We start from the raw sequence: 26,811 nt of genomic DNA on the forward strand, positions 1-26,811 counted from the left end.
CATGTTATTCCCTGTTCTCGATGTTGTTATCACTACCCATTCGACGCTGTGCTCGATTTTTTAGGGCGCCATAAAGTAGCCCTGCTATCAAAATTACGATTAGCCCCATTGCTAACAGCATGGGAAGAACGTATTGGCCAGCATACCAACGCACTAGTCGATACCAGGGCATTTCTCCACGAACTGAGCGCGATCCTACCTCAAACGCATTAACCTGATTATCAGGTCCCATCAAAACCAAATCTCCGACAGCCTGGCGGCTCACCTGTGGCCGATCCATGAGTGCAGGTAACGCGCGTAGTTCGTCAGCGCCAAACGCCGTAGCCACAACGATACTGCGTTCTTTATTAAGGGGAGAGCGTGCACCCATTACTATTTGATCGGGTGTCTGGCCCCTTAACCAGTTACGTACACGCTCGACGTCGCTTCCCAGACGCGTCTGGGCCAACAGGTTTAAGCGGCTCTTTAAATCTAGTGGCGCTACACGGAGTGTGTCTTGCTGAATGCTAAAAGGACCCAATTGACGATTGAGTTCGCTTTGCTCTAATTGCGTCGCCTGGGCAACTACAAGTACATCGCGATCCACCATATTCTCGTTTAGAGCCAAACCTTTATGTATCTCAAGCTCCAGCCCTGGATAACCGGTAGCAGCGCTCATACGGCCAATTAATCCAAACGCTGTGCTCATCTCGGCTGTATTAGGCTCGTCAGGCAGTAACAGGGTGGTTTGGGATAAATCCGCCCACTGAGTGAATGGAAAGCCGACATTCCACCAGTATGAAAGCTCCGGCAAAGCTGCAAAATATTGCGCGTCACGCACATCTAAATACGAGTCGGGGTAAAGGCGCGTTTCAATGCGATTAGGTAGCCCCAAGTCACACCCTTCCTCTGGTAGATTAACGGCCATATTGAAAAAGAAATCGAGCTGGTTATTGCCGTAGAGCTGTTCAGAGGGAACACGCAGGGTCGCTTCATTAGAACGGATATCATTGCCTAATAGGCGCCATATTTCCCAGGCAAGCGAGCGCTTTTCAACGGATAAAGAGCCGAGATAGGTGCCGTTAAGACCCACTTCCAAACGCGAATCTCGCTCATTGAGCCACTCTCCATAAGGAAATTCATAGCCTAGCTTCAGCGTGACATCATCACCTGGCCATAAATACATATTTGGCGGCAAGCGAAAGCTAAAGCGCTGCGGGGGGGGGCGAACGCCCTCGCCTTTCAACGCGTCTTCACTCGCCATACTGGTAAGGTAAATGGGTTCATCAAGCGCCTGCCATTTAGGGGCGTCGTAGGCGTTTTTAGGTGCTACAGATGGGGCGCTTACCTGCTCAATGCTGCCTGTCAAATCTGAATCTTGAAGGGCCAGGTATCGCGCAGCAGCGTTTACTTCTTGTTCTGTTTGACCAGTCACAACCAATAAACGGTACATCGAATTATTAGGATTTACCTGTTGCAACAGGGTCGGTCCGTTGATTTGCGGCAGATCGATGCCTAACGGCATTTGCTCGGGCGTGCCTATCACCAGCGCATGCTGGTCCGGTATCAGGTTGTGATGTACAGGGAAGTCGGCGCCTCTGAAATCTGCCAGTACAGCAAAATGCGAGGTCAGCGCAGTTCCGGCGCGCAACAAGGTTTCAGAAGGAGCAATAGGCAATACCAATGGCAGTACCAAGCGTTCCAAATCTGCTTCATCAAAAAACGGGGTAGGCAATGCTTCCAGCCCCGTAACGGGGGGAAGCGCTTGTACCTCTATTTCCATTGAAGACCCGGGTAACACTTCCAGCCAGATATCTTCGCTGAGCAAATTGTTACATTGCTCAAGCGTTTGGCCCGTTATATTCAGCAGCAAAGTGTTATAGGTCACAATCAGCGCAGGAGGAATGGCGATATCTACCTTCAGCTCCTGAGCATTAAACCGGTCAAGTTCAATCACCTGTAGTTCAATACCGTTAAGACTTAGGTTCAAACGGCTAAGTCCCTCTAGCAATGCATCGGAGTACCTTAAGCGCAGTGTTAAGGTAGCGTTAGTCGCCACTTCATCACGACGTAGCGAAAAGTCTAGCCCCGCTTGAGCGCCGTTACCCTGCAAACGCAATGACTGAACTATTTCCTCATTAAAAGCGGGGGTTAGCGAAAAGCGGTGTGTTTTAGTAAGAGCCGGTGCCGTAAATGCAAGCCCACCCTGAGTATCGACCGCAACGTCAGGTAATATGCGTGCGTTGTCAGTCAGCGAGTCAAGCCATGAAGAGTGCGCGCTATCCGGCGTGTTAACAGCCGTCTGGCTCCATGCCCGTTGGGTCGACAGGACGCCCACAATAATCAAACTGACCAGCACCGCTCGCCATAGCCAGGTTGAGGCTGTTATCTTAGCGGCTTTTGCAGATGAGCTCGCAGTATCTTCAGCTGCCCCTTTCCGATGAGGCTTTGCTATTGCAGGACCTCCGGCGAATAGCCGGCGCTCTTTCCAGCGCTGAAAGAAAAGTCCTAAAACAGCACGAATGACTGTCCACATGGAACGAATGGGCTGATCGCGGGGATGACTGCGCTTTTGTATCCAAGCATCAGCTCGCCCCATTACCAATTTAACCAACTGACGGCGCTGAACGATACTTAAACGACCAAATTTCAAACGAATGTGTTGTGCGTCACGACTTACCAGATGCACAGGAAATAGCACTGGGTTCTCATCGAACGTCATCTCAACAAAATCTATATGCGCCCCCTCTGAAAAGCCATTAACGGCACCTAACTGCATTCCGCCCATTGAAAGATTTTGGGTGTTAGTCGATAACGTATAACCACCTTCTAGGTGCAGGATTGCCGGACGCACTAAATTAATCCTAACGTACTCACGTACTTGCTTTTGTTCGTTACCTACGGCCACCGCCGCCATTAAAAACAAGGCGCTGAATGAAGCCCATGCCACGTTGAAAAGTAACGCATTTAAATGCGCATTACTTGGGTCCCACCATACCACGCGAATAGCACTCCAGATGACACCTGCCGCTAAAAGGCCCAGTAAAAAAAGATGAGGGCGAGTCACATTAAAATCAAAAAAACTACGCTCCAATAACCCACCTTTTTCGGTTACATCAAACTTTCCGCGATTTGGATTAAAAAGCGTCACAATAGAAGGCTTCAACAAATGGAACGTCAGTACTGTTTCATAAATTTCATTCCAAAAGGTATAGCGATACTCACCTACTAGTTTTGCGTTGGTATAGATAACCGCAAATAAGTGAGGTACTACGTAGGCAGCAACCAACGCTGGAGAAGCCTCAATAATATTAAGGCCAAAGAGCAAATAGGCGAGTGGCGCGGTTAAAAATACAAACCGTGCCAGTGGAAACTGAAAATGCAGCATGGCACTTAAATAGCATAAACGCTGAGGAAGGGTTAGCCCCCTGCCTAAAAGAGGATTATCACGCCTTAATATTTGTGTCATGCCACGCGCCCAGCGAGCACGTTGCACAATATGCAGAGCCAACCGCTCTGTGGCTAAACCAGCGGCAAGTGGAATTCCCAGATAAGCTGTTGCCCACCCCTTACGCTGCAACTTAAGCGCCGTATGTGCATCTTCGGTGACTGTTTCAACAGCAAAACCACCGATCTCTTCTAACGCGCTGCGCCGGATAACGGCGCAAGAACCACAGAAAAAGGTAGCGTTCCAGTAGTCATTCCCCTTCTGTATTGGCCCATAAAAAAGTTCGCCTTCATGCGGCACTTCTCGGCCACTTACCAGGTTTCGCTCAAACGGGTCTGGCGAATAAAAGTGGTGCGGTGTTTGAATAAGCGCCAACTTATCATCAACTAAAAAAGCGCCTGTTGTCGCCTGTAAAAAAGCTCGGGTGGTAATGTGATCACAGTCGAAAATACAGATTAATTCGCCAGCTGTACGCGTTAAGGCATTATTCAAGTTACCGGCTTTTGCATGCTTATTATCTGAACGCGTTATGTAACCAACACCCGCTTGAGAAGCAAATGCCCCAAACTCAGCGCGTTTTCCATCATCCAGCAAATAAATATTTAATTTATCTGCTGGGTAGTCTAAATTTTGTGCGGCTAACACCGTATCACGGACAACTTCCAGGCTTTCATTATAAGTAGGTACATAAACATCTACTGACGGCCACTGGCTTATATCCTTGGGAAGCGGCACCACTTTTCTTTCCAAGGGCCAGGCCGCCTGAAAAAAACTCAACACCAATACCAGCCATGCGTAGCACTCAGCCGTTAATAAGCCAAAGCTTAAAAAGGCTTCCAGACCAGGCTCTGTAATCAGTGTTTCTGTTATTCGCCAGTAAATATAGCGGGTTGCGGTTATAGTGGTGAGTAGCGCCATGCCCAGGCGCATTCGTTTAGATGCGACCTGTCCCATTACAAGAAGCAAAAGCGCGGTCATCAAACCGAAGATTAACTGATTATGGATAGTCATTGGCGTAGAAACTACCATCGCCAGAATGGGCAAGCAGATCAGCAGCAGCAATAAAACCCAGCTTTTATACAGCAAGCTTTTCATTGTTTGGCTCTCGAGAGCGGTTGTGTCGCTAAAACATCTGGGAGTAATCGCATAATATTGTGTGCGATGACTTCCAAGTCATTAACTACTGCTGACGTATAGGCGTATTGCAAAATTGAAATTTGTTGTGCATGGGCTTCGGAAACCGCTGCGTCACGATGGACTGCACCTAAAAGAGAAGCGCCTAACCGTTTTTTTAGCAATCCGTAAACGTCATTACTTAGCTCATTGCGTAAATCCAGCTGGTTAATAACGTAGTAAATATGCCCTTCAACACTTGCAGGGTAAAAACTTTTATTTTCAATGGTAGGCAACACGGCAAGCGACGCGCTATCAGCTAAAAGCGCTGTCACGCAAAGCGGTTTTAGCCTGCACACAGCATGGAGCGATCCAGAGTGCCCCGGGGGTAAATCAGCTAATACAATATCGCCAGGCGATTTGCAAAGCCCTTGCAGCGCTTGCTTGAAGGCCTCCGGTTTATTTATGAGAAAGCTTTCAAAATTATATCGCTCTTCATAAGTGGAGTGACCATACGCCAAAACATTAATACCGCTAGGTGTTGAACGCACCAGATGCCGCCAGTCTGCCGAGGTACCTGCATGGGCTACATAGCCTTGCGTATCATTAACAGGAATACCGAAATGAAGCTTGAGTGCATCTTGGCTATCAAAATCAATGACCGTTACGTTTAACCCTAAACGCTGGAGTGTGTAGGCAAGGTTCGCAGTTAATGTAGTTTTGCCAACGCCACCTTTAGGAGAAGCGATACAAATAAGCGTCATGAATTGATTTGCCTTAATAGTGACTTTAAAGAAGCTTTTTTATGATCGTTATGCTCTGGTTCTTCAACACTGCCACTATAAGCTTTAAAAAGATGATCAAAGGGAGGCTTTTGAGAGGATGTAGATAGTGGAGAGGTTCGCTTGGTGCCATCATGAATACTTGAACTGTCCACGCTTTGCACAGGTTCTGCTCGCTTTTCTTGAACGTGCAAAGAATCTTTCTCAAGGGCTACCGGAGAAAGGTAAGAAGGCTTAATCGCTGATGCAAGAGGCTCTAGCCCTTTCTGTGATAATCCAGGGGCCTGATTCGCAATGCTTTCAAGCAATTTCCAGCGTTGCTGATGATCGACGTTAGGTGAACTACCTGTTTCGAAATGACGATAAGAGAAATGATCACCGACCTGCCCACCTAAGACATTGGCATTAGCTTTTTCACTCATTATTTATCATAACCTCTTAATATATAATAACTTTGTCATAGTATGTCTAGCAATACCTCCCTATCTGCTCAGCTTTGCGCCCATACTTTTACACTAGCCGCAAAGGCTGCCTTTTATACTAATTCCAGCTTCATTTCAACAGTAAAATTAGTAAATTACAATTGCCTAATTTATAGAGATTCAAGTAACAAGCGGATTTCTATTAACAATTGCAACATCCATTCATTGAATACCTATTTGTAATAAAGAAAATTTCTAGAAGTATTCAACATCATCGTGTTTCAAAAATGGCCAACAAAATAAATTATTTTATGGCTTCGGCCATGCGAACGCTGACTGAAACTGCTGAAGTCCCAGCCCAGATAAAATCAAAATTAGGCCCACAAACGTGGAAGAAAGAATTGGCTCGCCCACTACAAAGTGGAGCAGCATTAAAGAAACGGGAGGCGAGAGAAAAATCAGGTTCGAGACTTTAGCTGTTCGCGATACACGCTGAACCGCCATCTGCCACAAGACAAAGGCGATGCCCATTTCGAACAAACCAACATAGACCCCTGCCCCGAAAGCTGTCCAGCTATGCCATTGAAAACCTGGGCCGATTAGCAATAAAACCGTCAGTATGGGCAGGCCGACAGTAAAATTCTGCCATTGGCCGACTAGGGGCTGACGCGTGTCACGCGCGTTAAGTAGCCAGTAAAACGCCCATAAGAGTGTTGAGGAGAGAGCTAATAACACACCCAAAGGGTCGGCAAACGAAACATTCAACACGGCACCGCGCGTTGCGATAACCCAAACACCCGCATAGGCCACCAACCCGGCAATAACATCAAAGCGCGTTAAACGCTGGCCAAGCAGTGGCACAGCCAGAAACGCCATGGCGAGCGCCCATGTGTAGTTAAGCGCCATCGCTTCTTGCCCAGGCAGGCGGTCGTAAGCGGCAAACAGCACTAGGTAATAAGCCGCCGGGTTCATCACACCTGCCCACAGCGCCGTTTTCCAGCCATGGTTCAGCGCCTGCTTCATTGCGCCCTGCCGAATGACGAGCCCGCCCATAAGCAGCCAGGAAACCAGCACCGCGATCCACATCAGCTCAAGTGGACTCATCCAACCCAATCCCACTTTAAACGCGGTAGCAACGGTCGACCATAAGGCCACCGCCCCGAGCCCATACAGGATAGCCTGGCGATCCTGACTCATCGGTCGACATGCCCTAGGTCACGGTCAGGCTCGATCTGATCGCGAACGCGCTGCTTTAACACTTTGCTATCCGGAAAGCCACCATCGCGCTTGCGCTCCCAAAGCAATATGTCATCACACCAAATTTCGAAGGTGCCACCATGGGAAGGCGCAAGCGCTACCTCATCGAGGCTTTCTCCAAAGGTTGAAAGCAGCTCCTGCGCATACCAGGCGCTGCGTAACAGCCACTGACACTGGGTACAATAACGAATCTGAATTCGTGACACTTTTGGGCTCCCGCTCAATATAATATGGCATTGTGGTACTGCATTTTGTCACCCCAGGACAGTAACCGCCAAGGAGCACTAATGGCCGAACATGATGTTTCTCAGTCGCGTCTTTTTGAATGGCTGACAGGCGATGAGGATAGCCGCCTCTGTGATGACATACCCGAAGGAGCATGCAATGAACAGCCGCGTAATTTCTTTCTGCATTTGTGGGCCTCGCTAGGCAATAAGTTGGCCGATGAGCTATCAAGCGCACGGCTGGTCTTACCCTGGTTGATGGGAATTATTGGCGCGCCGGTGTGGATGATCGGACTGTTGGTGCCTATTCGCGAAGCGGGTGCCCTGCTGCCTCAGATATTTGTGGCGGGCTTTATTCGCCTGAAGCCCAAGCGCAAGGGCGTATGGGTAATGGGAGCGATACTTCAGGCAGTCGCGGCCTTTGCCCTCGCCGGGCTAGCGTTGACCGGTAGTGGCAGCGTGGGCGGGGCCGCTGTCTTGATCGTCCTGATAGCTCTGTCACTGGCACGGGGTCTTTCCTCTATTGCCAGCAAAGATGTTATGGGTAAGACCATTGCCAAGCGTCGGCGCGGAACGCTCATGGGCTGGAGCGGTAGCATCGCCGGGGCCGCGACACTTGTCGCGGGCGGTGTGTTGATGCTGCTGGGAGATCAACCGGGAAACCTGGCGCTGGCCGTGCTGCTATGTGCTGCTGCATGCAGCTGGTTAGTGAATGCGCTATGCACCGCACGTATCAAGGAAGTACCCGGCGCGGTGGAAGGTGGAGAAAATGCCTGGGACAGCATCAAACTTGGTCTGTCGCTCATGAGGGATGACCGCACTTTTTTACATTTTAACGTGGCCCGCGCCCTGTTACTCTCCAGCGCCCTGGCATTGCCTTATATTGCGTTACTTGGCCAACAGCAAAGCGGCGCTGACTTGGGCGGGTTAGGCCTGCTGGTGGTGGTTTCTGGTATTGCCGGGATGGTAGCCAGTCCCGTTTGGGGAAAGCTGGCTGATCAATCAAGCCGTCGCGTCATGCGAAATGCCGCTATAGGCACTATTATGTGCTGCCTGCTGGGGGCCAGCTTTGCCTGGTTACCCGGCGGCTGGACGCAAAGTGTCTGGCCTTATGCGCTGGTATATGGATTACTGGTGATTGTTCACCATGGAGTGCGCCTGGGACGTAAAACCTATATTGTTGATATGGCCACTCAAGATGATCGGGCGCTTTATGTAGCGCTTTCCAATACATTGACAGGCGTATTAATGCTGTTGGTAGGGGGCGTTATTGGCGCGCTGGCCCAATGGCTGGGCAGCGCAGCACTGCTGGTGCTGTTAGCGGTTACGGCCGCCGGCGCCATGCTGAGTGCCCACAAGCTCCCAGAAGTAGAATGACGATCAATATTGCAATGAACCGCAGCGCTCGCCATGATGGTAGACAAATAGCAGTGACATGCTGAGCTTTTGCTATTCTACAGCTTGATAAGTGATTTGAAATGCCGCTTAGCTCCAGCGCTGATACACAGCGCCATGGCTACGGAAGAACCAAGGCAGCAATAGGAATCCTTAGATGAAACGATCTCCCTTGATCAGCCCCGAACTACTCGAACGCATCATTGACGCTTCTGAAGACGGCATTGTGGTTGCCGAACAAGAAGGTGATGAAAATATCCTCATTTATGTCAATAAAGGGTTTGAGCGCCTGACCGGTTACAGTGCCGATGAAATTCTTTACCGCGACTGCCGGTTCCTGCAAAACGATGACCGCGATCAAGAGGCACTAAACACCATTCGCGATGCGTTGAAAGACCTGCGGCCCTGCCGTGAGGTTCTGCGCAACTATCGCAAGGATGGCACCATGTTCTGGAACGAGCTTTCCATGACGCCAGTGTTCGATGAGTCTGAGAACCTGATGTATTTCATCGGCGTGCAGAAAGATGTGACTGCGCGTATCGAAGCACAGCATGCCCTGGCCGAATTACAAAATAGCGATAACCCGCCCCGTGTAGAACACGCTTTATAAAAACCTAAAAATGTCTTGACCTTCAACCCATACAGCGGTATATAGCGGCTAGGCGCTGAAACAGCGTTTGGCGCTTCCTTTTAAAAGAGAAGCCGTTGTGATGCCGGTACGCCGGCGTGGGTTGGAGGGCATACCATGAGCCGTAACCCCTTAAATCGTGAAAACTACTCGAACGAAAACCTGGAAGTCGACGAATTCGAAAATCTTGATGCCGTCAACGATGATCAGTACAGCAAGCACAAGCCCAGCAAGGCCGATACATTACGTGCTCGTCGTCAGGTAGAAGCCTGGCTTGAAGAGCGCCGCTTGCAGCGTGCCATTGAAGACGACTGGGATGTATAAGCTGCACGCCTGATCGGCCTTCCAAGAAATATTCGTACAAGGGGCAGCGAGTGTGCATGCCCTTTGCACTTGATACTTGCCTCACATTTCATGCATGGGCTAATGCATTCATGCCCCCTCTTCTGGCCTTTCCAGACGCAGCGCACTATCATTTGAGCCCTACTCCAGCATATTGCTGTCGTTATTCATCAACCTAACGGATTTCCATGGCGCAATACGTATTCACCATGAATCGGGTTGGCAAAGTTGTGCCGCCCAAGAAACAAATTCTCAAGGATATTTCGCTCTCGTTTTTCCCGGGCGCCAAAATTGGCGTTCTAGGTTTGAATGGGGCCGGTAAATCCACACTGCTACGTATCATGGCCGGTGTCGATAAAGAGTTTGAAGGTGAAGCTCGTCCGATGCCGGGTATCAATGTGGGTTATTTGCCCCAGGAGCCGCAGCTCGACGACGAGAAGAACGTTCGTGATACCGTCGAAGAAGCCTTGGGCGCTATCAAAGAAGCACAGGAGAAGCTCGACGCGGTTTATGCCGCCTATGCTGAACCCGACGCTGATTTCGATGCCCTGGCAAGCGAGCAGGCTCGCCTGGAAAATATTATCGAAGCCGCTGACGCCCATAACCTTGAGCGCAAGCTTGAAGTAGCGGCCGAGGCACTTCGCCTCCCCCCTTGGGACGCTAAAGTGGGTAATTTGTCAGGGGGCGAGCGGCGTCGTGTCGCGCTTTGCCGCCTGCTACTGTCAAGCCCCGATATGCTGTTACTGGATGAACCTACCAACCACCTGGATGCTGAATCGGTGGCCTGGCTTGAGCGCTTCCTTCATGACTATAACGGTACCGTGGTTGCCATTACCCACGACCGCTACTTCCTGGATAACGTCGCGGGCTGGATTCTCGAGCTTGACCGCGGTCAGGGTATTCCTTTTGAAGGCAACTACTCTCAGTGGCTGGAACAGAAAGAACAGCGCCTGAACCAGGAAGCCAAGCAGGAAGCTTCACGTCAAAAAGCGATCAAGCAAGAGCTTGAATGGGTTCGCAGTAATGCCAAGGGGCGCCAAGCTAAAAGCAAGGCGCGCCTTAACCGTTTCGAGGAAATGCAGTCTGGCGATTTCCAGAAGCGTAATGAGACCAACGAAATCTACATTCCGCCTGGTCCGCGCCTGGGTGATAAGGTTATCGAGTTCCACAACGTCACCAAGCGGTTTGACGACAAGCTGCTTTATCAGGATCTTTCCTTCACCATTCCGCAAGGTGCGATTGTCGGTATTGTAGGGGGTAACGGTGCCGGTAAATCCACGCTGTTCAAGCTGATTACGAGCAAAGAGCAGCCGGATGAAGGTAACGTTGTTATCGGCGAAACGGTCGATATTGCCTATGTCGAACAGCTGCGTGATGCACTCGACGACAAACAGACCGTTTGGCAGGCCGTGTCTGGCGAGCAGGACATTCTCAATATCAATGGCTACGAAGTGTCATCACGCGCCTACGTGGGCCGTTTCAACTTCAAGGGCAACGACCAGCAAAAACGCTTGGATGAGCTATCGGGCGGGGAGCGTGGCCGTCTGCAGCTAGCCCAGACGCTGAAACAGGGCGCTAACGTACTGCTGCTGGATGAGCCCTCCAACGACCTGGACATCGAGACTTTGCGCGCACTGGAAGAGGCCCTGCTGGCATTCCCCGGCTGTGCGATGGTGATTTCTCACGATCGCTGGTTCCTCGACCGTATCGCTACCCATATTCTGGCCTTTGAAGGTGACTCTGAAGTTGTCTTCTTCGATGGTAATTACACAGACTATGAAGAAGACCATAAAAAGCGGGTAGGCAACGATACGCCCAAGCGAATGAAGTATAAGCGTATTGATGCCTAATACTTACCCACGAAGTATCAGGTAGCGTTACCTAATATGCAAAAAGCCCCGTTCGGGGCTTTTTGTTTATCTGACTATTAACTTGGCCAGTACCAGTCAAGTGCGTTAACGGCGTCGACCAGTAAACAGTGAAACGATAAACAGAATTAGAAATAGCACAAATAGGATTTGGGCAATAGTAGAAGCAACGCCCGCAATACCAGAAAACCCTAGCACGCCTGCCACAATCGCAATAATCAAAAAAAGCATCGCATTGCCCAGCATCGTCTTACTCCTTTTCCTTGGTGACGCTTTTCCATTTAAAAGCGTACGTTCCTTACGTACGATTCGCTTTGACACTACTTAGCTTTAGCGACAACGCGCTATTCGTCAAGAAATTGAAGTTAACTTGACTACCACTTCTCGCGAGGCGATAAATATTTTGCCTTTGAAAACTCGGTATGCAATGAATGACTAATTAAAACTGGACGTTAAAAATAGTAAGCACCCTTGGTAACACCTTGGGCGATAAACCGCATTGTCCACTTAAACGGCGCGAGAAAACGCATGCCGCCTGACTCTATTGCAAGATGCGCCTGATGCGCTTCATCAGAAGCCATCTGGCGAAGCAGCGCATGCGAACGCTGATCACCCACAATCAGCTGCGTTTGCTGATCTTCAAAATGTTTTCCAGCAAGCTCACGCGACGCTGCAATCATGCCCATGCTCAGTCGGTCACTGGCCAGCCCTGAGACAGCCCCCATACCAAAAGCGGACGCATAGAAAAGCGGCGTAAAATAACTGGTACGGCTATTTAACTGCGCCAAGCGCTCTTCACACCAGGCCATATGATCAAATGCCTCAGCGGCAGACTGCTCCATTTGCTGACGTGCATGAGGCAGCGCCGCTGTCGCACTCTGCCCTTGGTAAAGCGCCTGATTGGCCACGCCAATCAGATGATTGACACGCATCAATCCAGCGGTATGGCGGCGCTGGTGGCCGTCAAATGACATCTCGTCCAGCTTGCTTGCCGGATGGTTACGCTGCGCTCGAGCCGCGTGAGGAATCATTGAGCGCAAGGCGGTATCGAACTGCTGAATCAAACAATCTGACCGGCTAAGTTGACGCTTCATGGCTCGCTCCGCATAACGGCAAAAGGGATAATGAAGATGAGGACAAAAGTGGCTGGCGCTATTTAGCCCGCAGGCCACGTAAATTGTCGGCCACCTAATAAATGCATGTGAATATGGTAGACCGTTTGCCCGCCCCTTTCGTTGCAATTCATCACAACGCGATAGCCATCTTCGGCAAAGCCCTGCTGCTTGGCAAGGTGAGCCGCGGTGAACTGCAAACGCCCGATAATGGCCAGATCGGCCTCATCGATATCGTTCAAGGTAGCAATGTGCTTTTTAGGAATAATCAGCTGATGCGTAGGCGCCGTCGGGCTAATATCGTTAAAAGCGATGACATCGTCGTCTTCAAATACGATATCCGCCGGGATTTCACGATTGATGATCTTGCAGAACAGACAGTCCATACCATCTCCTTTTTTATCTTTACGTCCAGCGCTGCCCTTGTAACATATTTAACGAAAGCGTCGCTGGGACAATAGATGACGCACAAGTGGCGCCAAAATAAGCTCCATGGCAAGCGACATACGCGCGCCCGGCACCACCAAGGTATGTGGCCGGGTCATAAAGGCATCCTTGATCATTGCCAAAAGCCAGGGAAAATCCACGGTTGAAGGGTCACGAAAGCGTATTACCACAAAGGATTCCGAATCAGTGGGAATATCCTGCACTTCAAAGGGGTTGGAGGTATCAACGGTGGGTACGCGTTGAAAGTTGATATGCGTGCGCGAAAACTGGGGCTGGATATAGCGCACATAGTCATTCATACGGCCCAAAATCGTATCAATGACCGCCTCTTGGGAGTAACCGCGCAGCTTGGTATCCCGGTCGATTTTCTGAATCCACTCCAGATTCATGGTCGGCGCCACGCCTACCAGAAGATCAACATGGCGGGCAATGTCGTAATTCTCGGTAACCAGCCCCCCGTGCAGCCCTTCATAGAACAAAAGGTCGGTACCGCAGGGCAACGACTGCCACTCCGTAAAGGTACCGACACGGCAGCCCGCCTCAATTTTCTGTTTATCTTCGGCATGAATATAGTGCCGAAAGGTGCCCGTCCCGTGCTCGCCATACTCAATAAACAGCCCTTCAAGACGGTCCAGCAGATTTGCCTCAACCGCAAAGTGAGAAAGCTCATCCTTGCGTTCTGGCTCCTCACGAAAGATCCGGTGTAGGTCATCACGCGTATAGCGGTGAAACGCATCACCATCCACCACGGCGGCATGCACGTCTTCGCGTAAAAACATGCGCTCGAAGCTTCGTCGAACGGTGGTGGTGCCCGCCCCGGAGGAGCCCGTTACCGCAATGATCGGATACTCGCGCGACATTAAGCGCCCCTCGCTTGTGCCAAAATCTGCAACACCTGCTCGGGCACTGCCACAGGCTGACCCGCTTTCAGATCAATCAATAGCTGATTCACCCGGGCAGTGGCAACAACACGTTCGCCATCACGCTGCACAATGCGCTGGTAAACGGTGAGCGCCTTGCCACTGGGCTCGGGCACCGCCGTTTCTATCACCAGCGCATCAGGCCAGCGGGCTTCGCTTTGGTACTGCACGGCTAGGTCAGCAACAACGCTTGGATAGCCGTGCATATCCCACTCCACCAGATCAAGCGCTGCAAACGCTTGAATGCGGGCTTCATGCAATAGTGACACCAGAGCATCATGCCCTAAATGCCGCCCGTAATTCATGTCGGTGACCCGTACCGTCAAGGGATGACGATGAATGATCGCTTCAGCAGGAAATTCCAGCTTTACACGTTCCATGCCTGCTTCCTTTCGGTAATGTAGGGAACACCTGCAATGATGGATTACATGAGATTACGATTTCTGTTCACGCGCAATAGCACGATAGGCGATATCGCGACGATACTCCGCCCCTTCCCAGCAGATCGCTTCCACCCCTTTGTAAGCCTGCTGCTGAGCCTCAAGCACACTATCACCGAGCGCGGTGACACACAGCACCCGCCCGCCTGATGTGGTGATTTCTCCCGTGGCGTTTTGTGCAGTACCTGCGTGGAAGACCTTGCTGTGCTGCTCGGCATCATTCAGGCCGCTGATGACATCGCCTTTACGGTAGCTGCCAGGATAACCACCGGCAGCCATTACTACACCGACGGCAGCGCGCGGGTCCCACTGACACTCCTTGCCAGCCAGCTGGCCTTTGGCACCGGCCAGGCAAAGTTCAGCCAGATCAGAGGTCAAGCGCATCATGATCGGCTGGGTTTCTGGATCACCAAACCGGCAGTTGTATTCAATTACCTTGGGTTGCCCGGAAGCGTCAATCATCAGACCGGCATACAAAAAGCCAGTGTAGGCATTGCCTTCGGCCGCCATACCTTTAACGGTAGGCACAATGACCTGCTCCATAATCCGAGCATCGATTTCGGGGGTAACCACAGGCGCTGGCGAATAAGCGCCCATCCCCCCTGTGTTAGGGCCAGTATCGCCATCATAGGCACGCTTGTGGTCCTGGCTGGTGGCCATCGGCACAATGCTTTCGCCATCCACCATGACAATAAAACTGGCTTCTTCACCCTCAAGAAACTCTTCGATTACCACCCGGGCGCCGGCGTCGCCAAAGGCATTGGCTTCAAGCATATCGCGAATGGCCACTTCGGCTTCCATTTCGCTCATGGCCACAATCACGCCTTTGCCAGCGGCCAAACCATCCGCCTTGATAACGATAGGCGCGCCGACCTGTTTCAGGTAGTCCAAGGCAGGTGTTACAGCGGTAAACGTTTGATAGGCAGCGGTCGGGATCTGATGGCGAGCCAAGAAGTCCTTGGTGAACGATTTGGAGCCTTCCAGCTGGGCAGCGGCTTGTGTCGGGCCGAAGATAGCCAGCCCCGCCGTTTGAAAGCGATCCACCACACCGTCTACCAACGGCGCTTCTGGGCCTACCACGGTCAAGCCGATATTTTCCTGGCGTGCGAAGGCTTCAAGCCCAGCCAGATCAGTCGCTGCAATATCGATATTGGTCAGCTTGTCTTCTGTTGCGGTACCGGCATTGCCTGGCGCCACAAATACCTGCTCAACATTACTGGATTGCGCCAGTTTCCATGCCAGAGCATGCTCGCGGCCGCCGCCACCTATCATCAAAACCTTCATGTTCTTCCTTCTCGAACGGGAGAGCGATTATGCGCCGCATTATGCCACAAGGTGGTCCTGCATGGGGTCAGGAGGTTTTATCCTCGTCATCCTCATCACGGGTAGTGGTCGTTTGATTCAGTGTCTTCTGCCAAAAACGCATGTTCTCTTCGGCAAGCTCGCGCATGAACTCCATGGGCGTATGGCGCATGGCCTGCTGCCACTGGCTCTGCAAACGCTTTTGCTGCTCAAGCATCAGCTGCGTGCCCTGCTCAAGGTAGCGCGCCAGCGGCAGTGGAGACGACATGTCATACACCCGGATCAACTGCGCCAGCAAATCGTTGGAAAATACTTCGGCTTCATTGTCGGACTGCTCCTGTTCGATAATGATCGAGAGCAGAATCGTGCGCGTCAGATCTTCACCACTCTTGGCATCCTCAACCCGGAATGGCTCTTCTTCAATGATTAAACGCCGCAGGTCTTCAAGCGTTACATAACGGCTTTGCTGGGTATCGTACAACCTGCGGTTGGCATATTTGCGAATTACGCGCACAGCGCATCTCCTTAAACGCGATAGGGGTTGTTCCCCAATGCTATTATTGTGCCTGCACCACACGCCCATGCAAGCCATGTGCTCAGATTAGCGTGCGATAGTGTGCCCATCCTTTGACCAGTAGATGTCTACCATGAACTTGATTTTGCTTCATCCCGGCGACCTTGATCAGCAGGGCTACGCGCGTATCAGAGACCCGCGCAGGCTTGCCCATTTACGTGATATCCACCGCGCTACTCCTGGCGACCGGCTGACCGTTGGTGTTCAGGGTGGTTTGATGGGCAAGGCAGCGCTTATTGAGCTCACCCCCGATCAAGCCGTTTTTGCGCTGGAACCGTTAGCGGATATTCCACCGCCTGCCCTGCCCGTTCACTTGGTGCTCGCGCTGCCCCGCCCACGCATGCTGGCCCGAACGCTTGAGCATGTTACCGCACTTGGGGTTAAAGAGATTACGCTACTGCACACCAAACGCGTAGAGAAAAGCTACTGGCAGTCGCCCGAGCTGCTGCCTGAGAAGATTCATCAGCATCTGGTATTGGGGCTGGAACAGGCGCGCGATACGCAATTACCTAGCATCATGCTAAGCAAGGGATTTCGTCTTTTTCTTGAAGAACAGCTGCCGACCCTACTTCATGAACGGCGCGGCCTTGTGGCCCATCCCGGCATGCCGATGGAGTGCCCTCGTGGCATTAGCGAAAACACGCTGCTGCTGGTCGGCCCTGAGGGTGGGTTTATTCCATGGGAAGTTGAGAAACTGCTGGAAGCCGGTTGCCAGGGAATACATCTGGGCCCGCGTATTCTTCGCGTTGAAACAGCCGTGACGGCGCTACTGTCACGGCTGTTTTAAAAGGCTATTTACGATTGGTTGTCTTCGGGGTCATGATGAACTACCTTCGCATCGTCCCCGCACTGGGGCTCCTGCAAGAAGGTGTTGCGTACATCCAGCAGCCCCAGATGACTAATGGTGCGGCGCCCGAGCAGTAGCGGATAGAGCATTTCCTCGCGGTCACGCAGGCTAAATTGCTCTTCATAGATGGTGTCGCCCATACAGACTTCCATCAGCACCACGGGGCGCTCGTCACGGCCACCTGCTCCACGTACTGTCTGCTCACGGTAAAGCGGTCGCTCTAAGCGGTCGCTAAACTCTTCGCCACTTTCCTGGTCTTCCAGTTTCAAACGAAAGCGTACCCAATCTTCGCCATCTTTCTCGAAGGTTTCGATATCTCGGGCATCCAGCGATGAAGTCAGGGCACCGCTATCCAGCTTGGCTTTCACCATGATGCCCCATGGCTCGATAGTGGCATTTTCAACCCAGCCAAACACATCGTCATCGCTTGCCATTACGCTTGAAACCAACGTACCTGCCAATACACCACCTAGCAGCGTTTTACCCACAAATCCCATAACATCATCCTTGGTGAAATAAGCGTTCAATTATTACCTAACGGCTCTGGCGCAACCTTTCAAGCAGCGACTGCGTGGCAAAGGCATCCGGCGTTAGCCCCTGGTCGCGCTGGAATGCGCGCAACCCTTCCCGGCTATTAGGACCCATCACGCCGTCTGCTCCACCTACCGAGTAGCCAGCCTCATTCAAGCGTTGCTGAAGCTCTTTGACATCATCACGGGTCAAAGTTGCTTCATCTCTTGGCCAAGACTGCTGAATCCCTTCGCGTCCGGCAATTTTATCGGCCAGGGTAGCGACTGCCAGCGCGTAACTGGTAGCGTTGTTGTAGCGTAGAATCGCCCGAAAATTGGGCCCGACAAGAAAGGCAGGGCCTTCAGCTCCTGCAGGGACAACCACAGCGGCGCTATCAAAACGGGGCAACTCGCCCTGCAAGGCACGCACGCCCTGACTAGCCCACTCGGCGCTGCTGCGCCGCTCGGTTTGGGCATAATCAAATGACCCCGGAAGCACCACTTCAACGCCCCAGGGCTGGCCAGCTTGCCAGCCGGCCTTGGCGAGATAATTGGCGGTTGACGCCATTACATCAGGAATACTGCCCCAGATATCGCGGTGCCCATCGCCATCGCCATCAACGGCATAGGCTTCGAAACTGCTGGGAATAAACTGGGTATGGCCCATGGCGCCTGCCCAGGAGCCTTTCATGCGCTCAACAGAAATATCCCCCTGATCAATAATACGCAGAGCAGCAAGCAGTTCGCCGCGGGCAAAATCTCGTCGGCGCCCATCGTAAGCCAGGGTCGCTAGCGCCTCAATGGTTGAAAAGTCGCCGAAGTTGCTGCCGTAATTACTCTCAATGCCCCAAATAGCCACGATGATTTCAGCGGGTACGCCAAAGCGCTGCTGCATCTCAAGCGCTGTTTGCCTGTTTGCCTCCAACTTCTCGCGCCCATTATTGACGCGTGTATCCGAGGTAGCTGAATCCAGATATTCCCAGACAGGCCGTACAAACTCCGGCTGGTAGCGATCCAGCTCAATTACCCGATCACGATAACGCACCCCATCCAGCGCTGAGGCAAGCGTTGCCTCGCTAATTCCTTGGGTAGAGGCATGACGACGAAACTCGTCAAGCCACTGGGAGAAATTGGCATAGCGCAGCTCTTGAGCTCCACGTGCATCCACTTCAGTCATCAAGTGAGGGCTGGCTTGAACGCTCCCACCGAACAGCATGGAGGCCATGCCCGCGGTAAGTGTTGCATGACGAATAATATGGCGAAGCGGTAATTGGGTCTTAAATGGCATAGCGTCTATCCTTGGGCAGTCCTTGGCATGGCTGATAATGGATCAGAAAATAACTAGATACCAGACTTTGTACGAAAACGGCCGTGCACACTGACCTCACATATCCACCCAAGCCTTATCAACTCCTGAACCTAAAACAGGCGTTTCCAATTACCAGCTACCGTCAGCGCTTTTACTCGTCCGTCTCTTCAAGCTCGGTTCTCGCAATCAGCCAGCGCTGCCACTCACCAGGTATTACATAGGGTTTGGCAAATTGAGTGGGCGCACTTCGCCACGGCTGATGACGTTCAACCCCATAAGGCAGTGAGTCCAGGGCAGGCAGCCAGTAAGCTACATACAGACCTTTAGGATCGTAGTAGCTTGCCTGCTTAAGTACGTTGAAGTAGCGGTCGTGACGCGAGTCACGCCCCACCCCTGCGATATAGCGCCAGTTACCCCAGTTACTGGCAACGTCGTAGTCAATCAAGCAGTGTTCAAACCACCGGGCGCCCAAGCGCCAGTCGACGTTCAAGTCCTTCACCAGGAAGCTGGCTACGTTCTGCCGCGCTCGGTTAGAGATCCAGCCCGTATGACGCAGTTCCAGCATCGCAGCATCGATAAACGGCACCCCGGTTTTGCCCTCGCGCCACGTATTGAATGCCTGACATGGGGCTGGAAGTGGTTGAGGACCAAACAGCTTAGCTCCTTCAAGGCAGGCCGCCAGATGAAAGTATTCACGCCATAAAAGCTCAAATGTGATCCACTGGCTGGATTCGTCGCTACCGTGCGTTTGCTCCCAAGCATTCACCGCATCGTGAACCTGACGCGCTGACAGGCAGCCACGCGCCAGCCAAGCTGAAAACCGTGTTGAAAAATCGGCTCCGAGTAGGCCGTTGCGGGTTTTTTTATACTTGGCGGGGCCATTCTGGCGCCAGATGTAGTGTTGCATGCGCTCATTGGCAGCGTTCTCACCGCCTACATATACAACGGCCTGGCGCTCATCGGGCTGCCAATGGGCTGTTTGCGCGCATACCGACTTCAGCGGAGGAAACCCCCGAGGCGCCTCTGGCCAGCCAGGGAGCGTAATGGGTGCCGCGAATGCTTGAGGAATAGAGCAGTCTTTCTCTACACAGCGGCGAAACGCTGAAAAACTTTCCGGTAATTCGTCAAGCTCGAAGGGAAGCGAGCCGCAATCTAAAAGCCGGCCACTTTCCATTACGCTGAGCGTAGAGGTGCTGGGTAGTGTCTGGGCAACCTTTTGGATCTGCAGCGACTCTTCAAACCCCGGGTGCCGAGCAACGCGCACTTCGCGGGCGTTATATGAGGTCGCTAGCTGCACGACGGCTTCAGCAGGATTGCCAATACGTACCAGCAAGTCGCTGCCTAGCTGTAGCAGCTCTCCGCGCAGTTCCATCAAACTTTGCCATAAAAACCGTAATCGAGCAGGACCGATACGTGGCGTTGGCTCGCCCTCAATCACTGGTGCAAGCCACTGGCTATTCAGAACATAGAGACACAACAACTGGTCAGGTCTTGAAGTAAATCTTAGTAAGGGGTTATCGGCGACACGCAAATCGTCTTGCAACCAGACTATGTCGATCGTGTTGTTCATGATCTTGCCTCCTCGGCATGCGTTGCTGTCTGGTTTTATCGTGGCCGCGCGTGTTGCAGTAACACACGGCCCCAGCAGCGCGCTTATCATCCAATAAAATAAGCGTTGGTATTGCTTAAACGCACACTGAATGCGTCAGGTAAACAGGTATCGCCAGGGTTTATAAGGTAGATACGGTTGGCGAACCAAAAACATGGACATCATAACTTATACAGTACAATTACTGTACATAAACATTTAGATTAAGTTTTAAAGGCATACCTTTTTGCTAGCTATAAAAAAAGCCATCCGAAGATGGCTTTTCCGAATTAATCGCTGTTAACCCCTTACTTAATCAGGGTCGTTGGCTCGGGGCTGGCGCTTGGCATTTTCATGGGTTTCCAGCCCACTTTTTAACTCATGGGTTAGCGGGTCATAGTTGGGCCGCAGCTCATCTTTCACCGTACCACTCCAGAGCCGTGAGCCTACAAAGTAACCAGCACGGCCAATAACATGCGCCGCTACAGGGGCCGTCATCAGGATGAACACGATGATGGCAAAAGAACGGGCGACAACCCCTACTTCAGCAAAATGCATGGCGGCCGCCAGCATAATCAAAATAACGCCCAGGGCGGCTGCCTTGGTAGTGGCATGCATACGTGTTAACAGATCGGGCAGGCGTAACAAACCGACCGCTGCCAATAACATGAACAGAGAGCCTGTGATTAAAAGCCCCCCTTTTATGGCCTCAATCATCGCGCGGTCCTCCCCGTTCCAGAAAACGTGCAAAGCCAATAGCGGCCAGAAAGCCCATCAGCGCAATAACAATGGCGGCATCCAGAAAGCTGGCCACACCTGACTGAATGGCATAAACCCCTACTAGCCCGACCACGGTCGTGGAGAACAGTTCAAGCGCCACGACCCGGTCAGGGAGGCTTGGCCCACGCACTACTCGAACAAAGGCCAATATCAACGCAAAACCCATGATGACCTGACTTATTAACAGTACCGTATCCATTAGCGAAATAACTCCAGGGCCCGGTGCTCCATTTCTTTCAGGTTCCGGCGCAGCTCTTCTTCATCATCAAGAAACATGGCATGGATATAAAGTACTTTGCGGTCGTCGGAAACGTCCAGGCTCAAAGTGCCCGGCGTTAAGGAGATCAGGTTGGCGACCATGGTGATTTCCATTTCAGTACGTGCAGAAAGCGGCATGGCAATCACACCGGGCTGCATATGCCAGGGCGGCGTCACGATATCGAACGCAACGCGCAGGTTGGCTTGTACAAGCTCTTTCAGGAAAAACCCCAGAAACCCAATAATTCGCGGTATTCGCGCAGGATATCCCTTAAGAGCACTCACCTGAGGCTCAATGAGCACCAGGGCAATATAACCAAAAACCATGCCTACCAGTAGGTTCAGGCCTGAAAAGTCGCCGCTTAGCAATACCCACGCCAAGCCGAGAAGCAGGTTCCAGATAGCGCCGGTCATGGGGTTTCCTCCCCGCCAATAGTGTCCGCCTCGACGTGTAACTCACCCGTCTCCAGCAAGGCCTCCTCGGCACTGGCCGAGACGCCCAGCACCGCCTCGATATAGCCGTCCGGCTCAAACAGCTGATCGCCAATCATATTCATTACGAACATGATAGGTTCGGCAAAAATACCTATCAGGAGTGAAAACAGAGCCAGCACAGCGACCGGCAGATACATCATCCACAGGCTTGGCTTGATCAAACGGCCATCGTCACCGCCAGGCGTGCTGGACACCGGCACATGGTTCTCTTCCGGCAACGCCTTCCAGAACACTTCATTCCAAATCTTGACCATGGAATAAAGCGTCATTAAGCCCACCGCCAGAGCAATGCCAGTCACTACATACGCCTCGGCTTCGATACCTGCGCGCACAATCACGAACTTGGCAAAAAAGCCCGATAGCGGCGGCACCCCAGCCAGCGAAAAGGCAGAGATAAAGAAGGCCACGGCAAGCCAGGGGCGCTCTTTATAAAGCCCGCCCATTTTTTTCAGCTGGTAGGTGCCTTGCAAGCGGTGCGTAATACCGCTGATCAAAAACAGATTCGTCTTGACCACGATGTTATGCATGATGGCAAATACGCCACCGGCAATTGCCAGCGGAGTGTATAGCGCCAGCCCCAGAATCATGTAACCAATCTGGCTGACGATGTGAAACGAGAGAATACGCCGGAACTCGTACTGCGCCGCCGCACCCAGCACACCGGTCACCATGGTAAGCACGGCCCCCCAGAGCATAATATCCTGCAGGTAGCCCATGCTTTGATCAAAGATTAAAGTGAATACGCGGAAGAGCGCGTATACCCCTACCTTAGTCAAAAGGCCTGCAAAAAGCGCTGAAACCGCGACGGGTGGCGTATGGTAGGAAGCCGGGAGCCAGAAAAACAGAGGGAACGCTGCGGCCTTGATACCGAAAGCCACCATGAACATGACGGCAAGCACCTCCACCATGCCATCGTGCTCAGCCACTTCTATTCGTAGCGCGATATCTGCCATGTTCAGGGTGCCAACGGTACCGTAAAGCAGGCCAACTGCGGTTAAAAAGATAACCGAAGCCAGCAGGTTCAACGTTACATACTTGATTGCCCCTTCCATCTGCGCCCGCTCACCGCCCAGAATCAGCAAGGCAAAGGAGGCCACCAACATGACTTCAAACCACACGTAGAGATTGAAGATGTCACCGGTCAGGAAGGCGCCTGCCACCCCGGCGAGCAGCAGGTGCATCAGCGGATAGTAGCCAAACTTTTCATGCCCGCGCCCGGTGGTGGCCAGCGAATAGATCCCCATGGCCAGTCCAATGATACCGGTCATCAGAATCATCACCGCGCTTAGCATATCGGCGATCAGGGTAATCCCGAATGGGGCCGGCCAGCTCCCCATCTGCATGGTGATATAGCCTTCAGAAAGCGTGGCTACAAACAGCCAGAGGCTAGCAACCAGTAGCGCGATATTGCCAGCGACGGCGACAAACCGCTGCATCGGGCGTGAACGCCAGAACAGCAGGGAAACCGCCCCGGAAAGCAGGGGTAAAAGAACGGGAAGAGCAACTTCAGGCCTCACGTGTCGGTATCCTTCATCTTATCCAGATCATCGGCCTTGACCACTTCATAGGCGCGGCGAATCAACACCACGGCAAAAGCCAATACCCCAAACGCGATCACAATGGCGGTCAGAACAACCGCTTGAGGCAACGGGTCGGCAACATCCCCTACCGGCTGAAGCATGCCTTCAGGAATCAATGGCGGCGCACCACGGGTCATTCCCGCCGTCGTAAAGATCAACAAGTTGGCAGCGTTGGAAAGCAGCAGCAGTCCGATCACCAGCTTCACGATGGAGCGTCGCAACATCATGAAAATGGCCGTTGCATACAAAATCCCAATCGCCAGCGCCATTAACGGTTCCATACGTGTCCTCCGCTTACCTTAAGGCTCATCCTTGTCCACCTCCATTAAGGCCATGACCATGCCAACTACCGAACCTAGCACCGCCAGATAAACGCCAATATCGAAAATCAGCGGCGTTGATGCCTTGAATTCAACCACTGGGATCGTCCACCATTGGGCCGTTAAAAATGGCTGGCCCATAAACCAGGAAGGTAGTACCGATATCATGCCCAGCAGCAGACCCACGCCAATCAAGTCGCGTGGGTCTACCATGCGTAACACTTCTTTTGTGGCACTCACCCCGAAAGCCAGCAGGTAGAGCGTGAACGCCCCCGCCGCGACCAGCCCGGCAATAAAACCGCCGCCAGGTTCATCGTGCCCCCGAAGCAGTAGAAACACCGAGAACATCAGCTGCAACGGCATTAAAAAACGCGCGGCCGTATTGAGAATGATCGTCCCTGACTTAACCATCGTACGGCTCCTTGGTATCTGTCTTGCTGCCTTCAGCGGCCGTTTTAGGACTCTCCGGTTCGTGGCGCAGCTTGAGCATAGCGATCACCCCGATAGCCGCTAGCGCCAGTACAAACATCTCGCCCAGGGTATCCAGCGCCCGGTAGTCGACCAAAATAACGTTGACGATATTGCGCCCGTGAGCGAGCGGCGCGCTGTTTTCCACCATATAGGTGGAAATGGACTCAAACTGGTCGATGCTCCAGGCCGTCATGATCAATAGGAACATCAGAATGCCCATCATCGCCGCTACCGAACCATCACGAATTCGCTCAAGATTGGTGGAAAGATGCGAAAAGCGCGGCAGCCTGAAGAGCACCAGCACCAGCAGGATAACCGTGAGGGTTTCAACCAGAAGCTGAGTAATGCCCAAGTCGGGTGCGCTAAACAGGATAAACACAAGCGCAATAGAGAAGCCCATAATGCCCACCGATGCCACAGCGCCAAGCCGCGAGCGGGTAATGGTGGCAAACAGGGCGCTCATGGTCATGGTGCCTACCACAATGATTTCGTGGAATCGTACATCAAGGTCAAAGGCGATAAGCGGCGAGTGGCGCACCAGTATGGAGTTGCCAATCAGCGCGATTAGAACAACCAGCATGACCAGGATATAGTTACGCATATAGCCGTTCTGGAGTATGCGGGTCTGCCATTCGGAAAACTGCACCACACCATTCAGCAAGTGCTCATAGCCGGCTTCAGGGCCATGGCGCATGATGGGCGCCAGCAGTGAAAGCCTGGCACGCACGTTGTCCCAATATTTAAACAGCAGAAAGCCCAGGCCAAGGCTTACGACCGACATGATCAATGCCAGATTAACGCCATACCAGAGCGACAGCGTTATCTCCACGGGTTGGCCCGCCACAGCGCTCGCCGCCGAGGTTAGCAACGCATCAGCGCCGAACATCGCTGGCGCTATGCCAAATACCACGGAGCCTACACTTAAGAGCCCTGGACCAATCAGCATACTGAAGGGTGCCTCATGAGGCACTTTAGGCGTTTGGCGACGCGTTCCATAAAAAGGACGCAATGCAATAATGGCGGCAACGGCAATAGTGAGCACCGCGCTAATGAAGACAAATGGAACCAGCAAACCTCGGTAACCCTCGGCCCCCAGCACTGCCTCAAACTGAAGTTCCTTAGCAATAAAGCCGAACATGGGCGGCACTCCAGCAAGTGACAGTGCAGCCACTAGGGCAATCATGGCTGTTACCGGCATCAGCGGCCGCAGCCCACCCATGGCCGTCACATCCTTAGTGCCTGTTTCGTGGTCCAGGTTACCTGCCACCATGAACAACGCCCCCTTGTACAGGGAGTGCGCAAGCAAGAAAGTGACAAACGCCGTCATGGCATACTCAGTACCAATGCCCAGCAGCATCGTCAGCGTACCCAGCGCCATGATGGTTGAATACGCCAACAGCTTTTTGACATTGGTATGGTGAATGGCCAAAAAGGCACCCACCAGCAGCGTCGTCCCCCCCACCAAGGAAAGAATACCCACCCAGAGAGCCGTGCCACCCAATTCCGGCTGTAACCGTGCAAGCAAATAAATACCTGCTTTTACCATTGTGGCGGAGTGCAGGTAGGCGGATACCGGCGTTGGCGCGGCCATCGCATTGGGTAGCCAGAAATGAAACGGAAACTGGGCTGACTTGGTAAAGGCGCCTAACAGCAGGCAGATTAGCATGGGGGTGTAAAGTGCATGGTCGCGCAGGTCGGTTTCCATGGCACGAATATCGCTTAACGACCAGCTGTCACTGGCAACCCCCAACAATACCAGCCCCGCCATTAAGGCGAGCCCGCCCGCAAAAGTGACAAAAAGCCCTTGGCGGGCAGATTTGCGAGCCTGCAAATCGGCATGGTTAAAGCCAATCAGCAGATAAGAGGTAATACTGGTCAGCTCCCAGAAAATGAACAGCGTAACCAGCCCGTCTGCCAGAACAAGACCCAACATGGAAACCATAAACGCCATCAGCGCTATATGGAATCGCGCGATATCTGGGTGCCCTTTTAAATAGCCGCCCGCATAAATAAATACGCAGGCGCCAATTACGGTGATCAATAGGCCAAACAGCAATGACAGGCCGTCGAGCAAAAAGGTAAGACTGATCCCCAGTGAGGGCACCCACTGCCACTCTAAAAGCAGCGAGCCTTCTTCAATAATCGTGGGGGCCTGGGAGAATAACCAACCAGCGATCAGCGCAGGAAAAAGAGCCAGTACCCAGCTTGTACGGTCTGCAAACCAGCGATGCATTAGTGGCGCAAGCGCGGCTAACACAAACCCCATTAAGACGGCGAATTGCATCTAGCGATATCTCCTGAGTAACAGTCCCACGCTGGGCGGGTCCTTGTGACGTACGGGGCCTCTCATGGCAAGCGGACAACGTGGTCCATGTCACCCGCTTTTTACCCAACAAACCTG

The 26,811-nt window shown here is 52.4% G+C and carries 27 protein-coding genes; 5 read left to right on the forward strand and 22 right to left on the reverse strand.

Translation table 11 applies throughout. The features are described 5' to 3' along the window. Window positions 1–4: 4 nt before the first annotated feature. From bcsA to ELY25_RS05115, 5 genes are all read right to left on the reverse strand, one after another. On the reverse strand, window positions 5–4,522 hold the full coding sequence (bcsA, locus tag ELY25_RS05095) for a UDP-forming cellulose synthase catalytic subunit (RefSeq protein ID WP_126950211.1): 4,518 nt from the start codon (window positions 4,520–4,522) through the stop codon (window positions 5–7). Then, window positions 4,519–5,304: a cellulose biosynthesis protein BcsQ gene (gene bcsQ, locus ELY25_RS05100; RefSeq protein ID WP_126950212.1), complete on the reverse strand. Its 786-nt coding sequence runs from the start codon at window positions 5,302–5,304 to the stop codon at window positions 4,519–4,521. Before bcsQ ends, bcsA begins: the two co-directional genes overlap by 4 nt. Next, a complete protein-coding gene (locus ELY25_RS05105) occupies window positions 5,301–5,744 on the reverse strand; it encodes a hypothetical protein (RefSeq protein WP_126950213.1) in 444 nt (147 codons plus the stop codon). Before ELY25_RS05105 ends, bcsQ begins: the two co-directional genes overlap by 4 nt. 309 nt (window positions 5,745–6,053) lie before the next feature. Beyond that, a complete protein-coding gene (locus tag ELY25_RS05110; RefSeq protein WP_126950214.1) occupies window positions 6,054–6,941 on the reverse strand; it encodes a DMT family transporter in 888 nt (295 codons plus the stop codon). Further along, complete coding sequence (locus ELY25_RS05115; RefSeq protein ID WP_126950215.1) at window positions 6,938–7,207, reverse strand: Rdx family protein; 270 nt, start codon at window positions 7,205–7,207, stop codon at window positions 6,938–6,940. Before ELY25_RS05115 ends, ELY25_RS05110 begins: the two co-directional genes overlap by 4 nt. A gap of 81 nt (window positions 7,208–7,288) precedes the next feature. On the opposite strand from ELY25_RS05115, the gene ELY25_RS05120 reads away from it, so the two are divergent. The 4 genes from ELY25_RS05120 to ettA all read left to right on the forward strand — a co-directional run bounded on the left by ELY25_RS05120 (window position 7,289) and on the right by ettA (window position 11,440). Further along, complete coding sequence (locus ELY25_RS05120; RefSeq protein WP_126950216.1) at window positions 7,289–8,602, forward strand: MFS transporter; 1,314 nt, start codon at window positions 7,289–7,291, stop codon at window positions 8,600–8,602. A 175-nt stretch (window positions 8,603–8,777) separates the two neighbouring features. Further along, window positions 8,778–9,230 (forward strand): PAS domain-containing protein, encoded by a 453-nt coding sequence (locus ELY25_RS05125; protein WP_126950217.1) that lies wholly within the window; start codon window positions 8,778–8,780, stop codon window positions 9,228–9,230. A 135-nt stretch (window positions 9,231–9,365) separates the two neighbouring features. Continuing rightward, window positions 9,366–9,572: a PA3496 family putative envelope integrity protein gene (locus tag ELY25_RS05130; RefSeq protein ID WP_126950218.1), complete on the forward strand. Its 207-nt coding sequence runs from the start codon at window positions 9,366–9,368 to the stop codon at window positions 9,570–9,572. 206 nt (window positions 9,573–9,778) lie between these two features. Further along, window positions 9,779–11,440 (forward strand): energy-dependent translational throttle protein EttA, encoded by a 1,662-nt coding sequence (gene ettA, locus ELY25_RS05135; protein WP_126950219.1) that lies wholly within the window; start codon window positions 9,779–9,781, stop codon window positions 11,438–11,440. A 105-nt stretch (window positions 11,441–11,545) separates the two neighbouring features. Here ettA and ELY25_RS05140 read toward each other — a convergent pair whose 3' ends face one another. The 7 genes from ELY25_RS05140 to phaR form a co-directional block, all read right to left on the reverse strand. Beyond that, window positions 11,546–11,704: a DUF1328 domain-containing protein gene (locus ELY25_RS05140; RefSeq protein ID WP_126950220.1), complete on the reverse strand. Its 159-nt coding sequence runs from the start codon at window positions 11,702–11,704 to the stop codon at window positions 11,546–11,548. Between the two features lie 206 nt (window positions 11,705–11,910). Further along, window positions 11,911–12,552 carry a 2-polyprenyl-3-methyl-6-methoxy-1,4-benzoquinone monooxygenase gene (coq7, locus tag ELY25_RS05145; protein ID WP_126950221.1) on the reverse strand — a complete coding sequence of 214 codons (642 nt, stop codon included), beginning with the start codon at window positions 12,550–12,552 and terminating at the stop codon, window positions 11,911–11,913. 62 nt (window positions 12,553–12,614) lie between these two features. Then, window positions 12,615–12,956: a histidine triad nucleotide-binding protein gene (locus tag ELY25_RS05150; protein ID WP_126950222.1), complete on the reverse strand. Its 342-nt coding sequence runs from the start codon at window positions 12,954–12,956 to the stop codon at window positions 12,615–12,617. Window positions 12,957–13,004: 48 nt separating this feature from the next. Beyond that, on the reverse strand, window positions 13,005–13,877 hold the full coding sequence (locus ELY25_RS05155; protein WP_126950223.1) for a phosphoribulokinase: 873 nt from the start codon (window positions 13,875–13,877) through the stop codon (window positions 13,005–13,007). Continuing rightward, on the reverse strand, window positions 13,877–14,317 hold the full coding sequence (locus tag ELY25_RS05160; RefSeq protein ID WP_126950224.1) for an acyl-CoA thioesterase: 441 nt from the start codon (window positions 14,315–14,317) through the stop codon (window positions 13,877–13,879). The genes ELY25_RS05155 and ELY25_RS05160 overlap by 1 nt, the downstream gene beginning before the upstream one ends. 54 nt (window positions 14,318–14,371) lie before the next feature. Next, complete coding sequence (gene purD / locus ELY25_RS05165; RefSeq protein WP_126950225.1) at window positions 14,372–15,661, reverse strand: phosphoribosylamine--glycine ligase; 1,290 nt, start codon at window positions 15,659–15,661, stop codon at window positions 14,372–14,374. A gap of 67 nt (window positions 15,662–15,728) precedes the next feature. Beyond that, window positions 15,729–16,193, reverse strand: a complete 465-nt coding sequence (phaR, locus tag ELY25_RS05170) for a polyhydroxyalkanoate synthesis repressor PhaR (RefSeq protein WP_126950226.1) — start codon at window positions 16,191–16,193, stop codon at window positions 15,729–15,731. A gap of 133 nt (window positions 16,194–16,326) precedes the next feature. Between phaR and ELY25_RS05175 the strand changes: the two genes are divergently transcribed. Beyond that, on the forward strand, window positions 16,327–17,040 hold the full coding sequence (locus ELY25_RS05175) for a 16S rRNA (uracil(1498)-N(3))-methyltransferase (protein WP_126950227.1): 714 nt from the start codon (window positions 16,327–16,329) through the stop codon (window positions 17,038–17,040). An 8-nt stretch (window positions 17,041–17,048) separates the two neighbouring features. Here the strand turns inward: ELY25_RS05175 and rloA3 are convergent, their stop codons facing one another. The 10 genes from rloA3 to ELY25_RS05225 all read right to left on the reverse strand — a co-directional run bounded on the left by rloA3 (window position 17,049) and on the right by ELY25_RS05225 (window position 26,694). Next, window positions 17,049–17,597, reverse strand: a complete 549-nt coding sequence (rloA3, locus tag ELY25_RS05180; RefSeq protein ID WP_126950228.1) for a retropepsin-like aspartic peptidase RloA3 — start codon at window positions 17,595–17,597, stop codon at window positions 17,049–17,051. Between the two features lie 37 nt (window positions 17,598–17,634). Further along, entirely contained in the window at window positions 17,635–18,897 is a 1,263-nt protein-coding gene (locus tag ELY25_RS05185) for a lytic murein transglycosylase (protein WP_126950229.1), read from the reverse strand. A 172-nt stretch (window positions 18,898–19,069) separates the two neighbouring features. Further along, window positions 19,070–20,488 carry a DASH family cryptochrome gene (locus ELY25_RS05190; protein ID WP_126950230.1) on the reverse strand — a complete coding sequence of 473 codons (1,419 nt, stop codon included), beginning with the start codon at window positions 20,486–20,488 and terminating at the stop codon, window positions 19,070–19,072. Window positions 20,489–20,818: 330 nt separating this feature from the next. Next, window positions 20,819–21,223 (reverse strand): monovalent cation/H(+) antiporter subunit G, encoded by a 405-nt coding sequence (gene mnhG / locus ELY25_RS05195; protein WP_126950231.1) that lies wholly within the window; start codon window positions 21,221–21,223, stop codon window positions 20,819–20,821. Continuing rightward, window positions 21,216–21,485, reverse strand: coding sequence for an MrpF/PhaF family protein (locus ELY25_RS05200; protein WP_126950232.1), 270 nt, complete (start codon window positions 21,483–21,485; stop codon window positions 21,216–21,218). The genes mnhG and ELY25_RS05200 overlap by 8 nt, the downstream gene beginning before the upstream one ends. After that, window positions 21,485–21,958 carry a Na+/H+ antiporter subunit E gene (locus ELY25_RS05205; RefSeq protein WP_126950233.1) on the reverse strand — a complete coding sequence of 158 codons (474 nt, stop codon included), beginning with the start codon at window positions 21,956–21,958 and terminating at the stop codon, window positions 21,485–21,487. Before ELY25_RS05205 ends, ELY25_RS05200 begins: the two co-directional genes overlap by 1 nt. Beyond that, window positions 21,955–23,556: a Na+/H+ antiporter subunit D gene (locus ELY25_RS05210; RefSeq protein WP_126950234.1), complete on the reverse strand. Its 1,602-nt coding sequence runs from the start codon at window positions 23,554–23,556 to the stop codon at window positions 21,955–21,957. Before ELY25_RS05210 ends, ELY25_RS05205 begins: the two co-directional genes overlap by 4 nt. Next, complete coding sequence (locus ELY25_RS05215; protein ID WP_126950235.1) at window positions 23,553–23,900, reverse strand: Na+/H+ antiporter subunit C; 348 nt, start codon at window positions 23,898–23,900, stop codon at window positions 23,553–23,555. Before ELY25_RS05215 ends, ELY25_RS05210 begins: the two co-directional genes overlap by 4 nt. An 18-nt stretch (window positions 23,901–23,918) precedes the next feature. Next, window positions 23,919–24,350: a Na+/H+ antiporter subunit B gene (locus ELY25_RS05220; protein WP_126950236.1), complete on the reverse strand. Its 432-nt coding sequence runs from the start codon at window positions 24,348–24,350 to the stop codon at window positions 23,919–23,921. After that, window positions 24,343–26,694, reverse strand: coding sequence for a putative monovalent cation/H+ antiporter subunit A (locus ELY25_RS05225; RefSeq protein WP_126950237.1), 2,352 nt, complete (start codon window positions 26,692–26,694; stop codon window positions 24,343–24,345). The genes ELY25_RS05220 and ELY25_RS05225 overlap by 8 nt, the downstream gene beginning before the upstream one ends. Window positions 26,695–26,811 lie beyond the last annotated feature (117 nt).

Origin of the sequence: Vreelandella populi, assembly GCF_003989825.1 — a bacterium.
Taxonomy (GTDB): domain Bacteria; phylum Pseudomonadota; class Gammaproteobacteria; order Pseudomonadales; family Halomonadaceae; genus Vreelandella; species Vreelandella populi.

What these genes read in the sequence shown, in the direction of transcription:
- ELY25_RS05150 (WP_126950222.1), bottom strand. Translation starts at nt 12,956, where the DNA reads ATGGACTGTCTGTTCTGCAAGATCATCAATCGTGAAATCCCGGCGGAT.
- ELY25_RS05200 (WP_126950232.1), bottom strand. Translation starts at nt 21,485, where the DNA reads ATGGATACGGTACTGTTAATAAGTCAGGTCATCATGGGTTTTGCGTTG.
- ELY25_RS05140 (WP_126950220.1), bottom strand. Translation starts at nt 11,704, where the DNA reads ATGCTGGGCAATGCGATGCTTTTTTTGATTATTGCGATTGTGGCAGGC.
- purD (WP_126950225.1), bottom strand. Translation starts at nt 15,661, where the DNA reads ATGAAGGTTTTGATGATAGGTGGCGGCGGCCGCGAGCATGCTCTGGCA.
- mnhG (WP_126950231.1), bottom strand. Translation starts at nt 21,223, where the DNA reads ATGATTGAGGCCATAAAAGGGGGGCTTTTAATCACAGGCTCTCTGTTC.
- ELY25_RS05105 (WP_126950213.1), bottom strand. Translation starts at nt 5,744, where the DNA reads ATGAGTGAAAAAGCTAATGCCAATGTCTTAGGTGGGCAGGTCGGTGAT.
- ELY25_RS05125 (WP_126950217.1), top strand. Translation starts at nt 8,778, where the DNA reads ATGAAACGATCTCCCTTGATCAGCCCCGAACTACTCGAACGCATCATT.
- ELY25_RS05175 (WP_126950227.1), top strand. Translation starts at nt 16,327, where the DNA reads ATGAACTTGATTTTGCTTCATCCCGGCGACCTTGATCAGCAGGGCTAC.
- ELY25_RS05110 (WP_126950214.1), bottom strand. Translation starts at nt 6,941, where the DNA reads ATGAGTCAGGATCGCCAGGCTATCCTGTATGGGCTCGGGGCGGTGGCC.
- ELY25_RS05155 (WP_126950223.1), bottom strand. Translation starts at nt 13,877, where the DNA reads ATGTCGCGCGAGTATCCGATCATTGCGGTAACGGGCTCCTCCGGGGCG.
- ELY25_RS05215 (WP_126950235.1), bottom strand. Translation starts at nt 23,900, where the DNA reads ATGGAACCGTTAATGGCGCTGGCGATTGGGATTTTGTATGCAACGGCC.
- ELY25_RS05190 (WP_126950230.1), bottom strand. Translation starts at nt 20,488, where the DNA reads ATGAACAACACGATCGACATAGTCTGGTTGCAAGACGATTTGCGTGTC.
- ELY25_RS05130 (WP_126950218.1), top strand. Translation starts at nt 9,366, where the DNA reads ATGAGCCGTAACCCCTTAAATCGTGAAAACTACTCGAACGAAAACCTG.
- rloA3 (WP_126950228.1), bottom strand. Translation starts at nt 17,597, where the DNA reads ATGGGATTTGTGGGTAAAACGCTGCTAGGTGGTGTATTGGCAGGTACG.
- bcsQ (WP_126950212.1), bottom strand. Translation starts at nt 5,304, where the DNA reads ATGACGCTTATTTGTATCGCTTCTCCTAAAGGTGGCGTTGGCAAAACT.
- ELY25_RS05185 (WP_126950229.1), bottom strand. Translation starts at nt 18,897, where the DNA reads ATGCCATTTAAGACCCAATTACCGCTTCGCCATATTATTCGTCATGCA.
- bcsA (WP_126950211.1), bottom strand. Translation starts at nt 4,522, where the DNA reads ATGAAAAGCTTGCTGTATAAAAGCTGGGTTTTATTGCTGCTGCTGATC.
- ELY25_RS05220 (WP_126950236.1), bottom strand. Translation starts at nt 24,350, where the DNA reads ATGGTTAAGTCAGGGACGATCATTCTCAATACGGCCGCGCGTTTTTTA.
- ELY25_RS05160 (WP_126950224.1), bottom strand. Translation starts at nt 14,317, where the DNA reads ATGGAACGTGTAAAGCTGGAATTTCCTGCTGAAGCGATCATTCATCGT.
- ELY25_RS05205 (WP_126950233.1), bottom strand. Translation starts at nt 21,958, where the DNA reads ATGACCGGCGCTATCTGGAACCTGCTTCTCGGCTTGGCGTGGGTATTG.
- ettA (WP_126950219.1), top strand. Translation starts at nt 9,779, where the DNA reads ATGGCGCAATACGTATTCACCATGAATCGGGTTGGCAAAGTTGTGCCG.
- coq7 (WP_126950221.1), bottom strand. Translation starts at nt 12,552, where the DNA reads ATGAAGCGTCAACTTAGCCGGTCAGATTGTTTGATTCAGCAGTTCGAT.
- ELY25_RS05120 (WP_126950216.1), top strand. Translation starts at nt 7,289, where the DNA reads ATGGCCGAACATGATGTTTCTCAGTCGCGTCTTTTTGAATGGCTGACA.
- ELY25_RS05225 (WP_126950237.1), bottom strand. Translation starts at nt 26,694, where the DNA reads ATGCAATTCGCCGTCTTAATGGGGTTTGTGTTAGCCGCGCTTGCGCCA.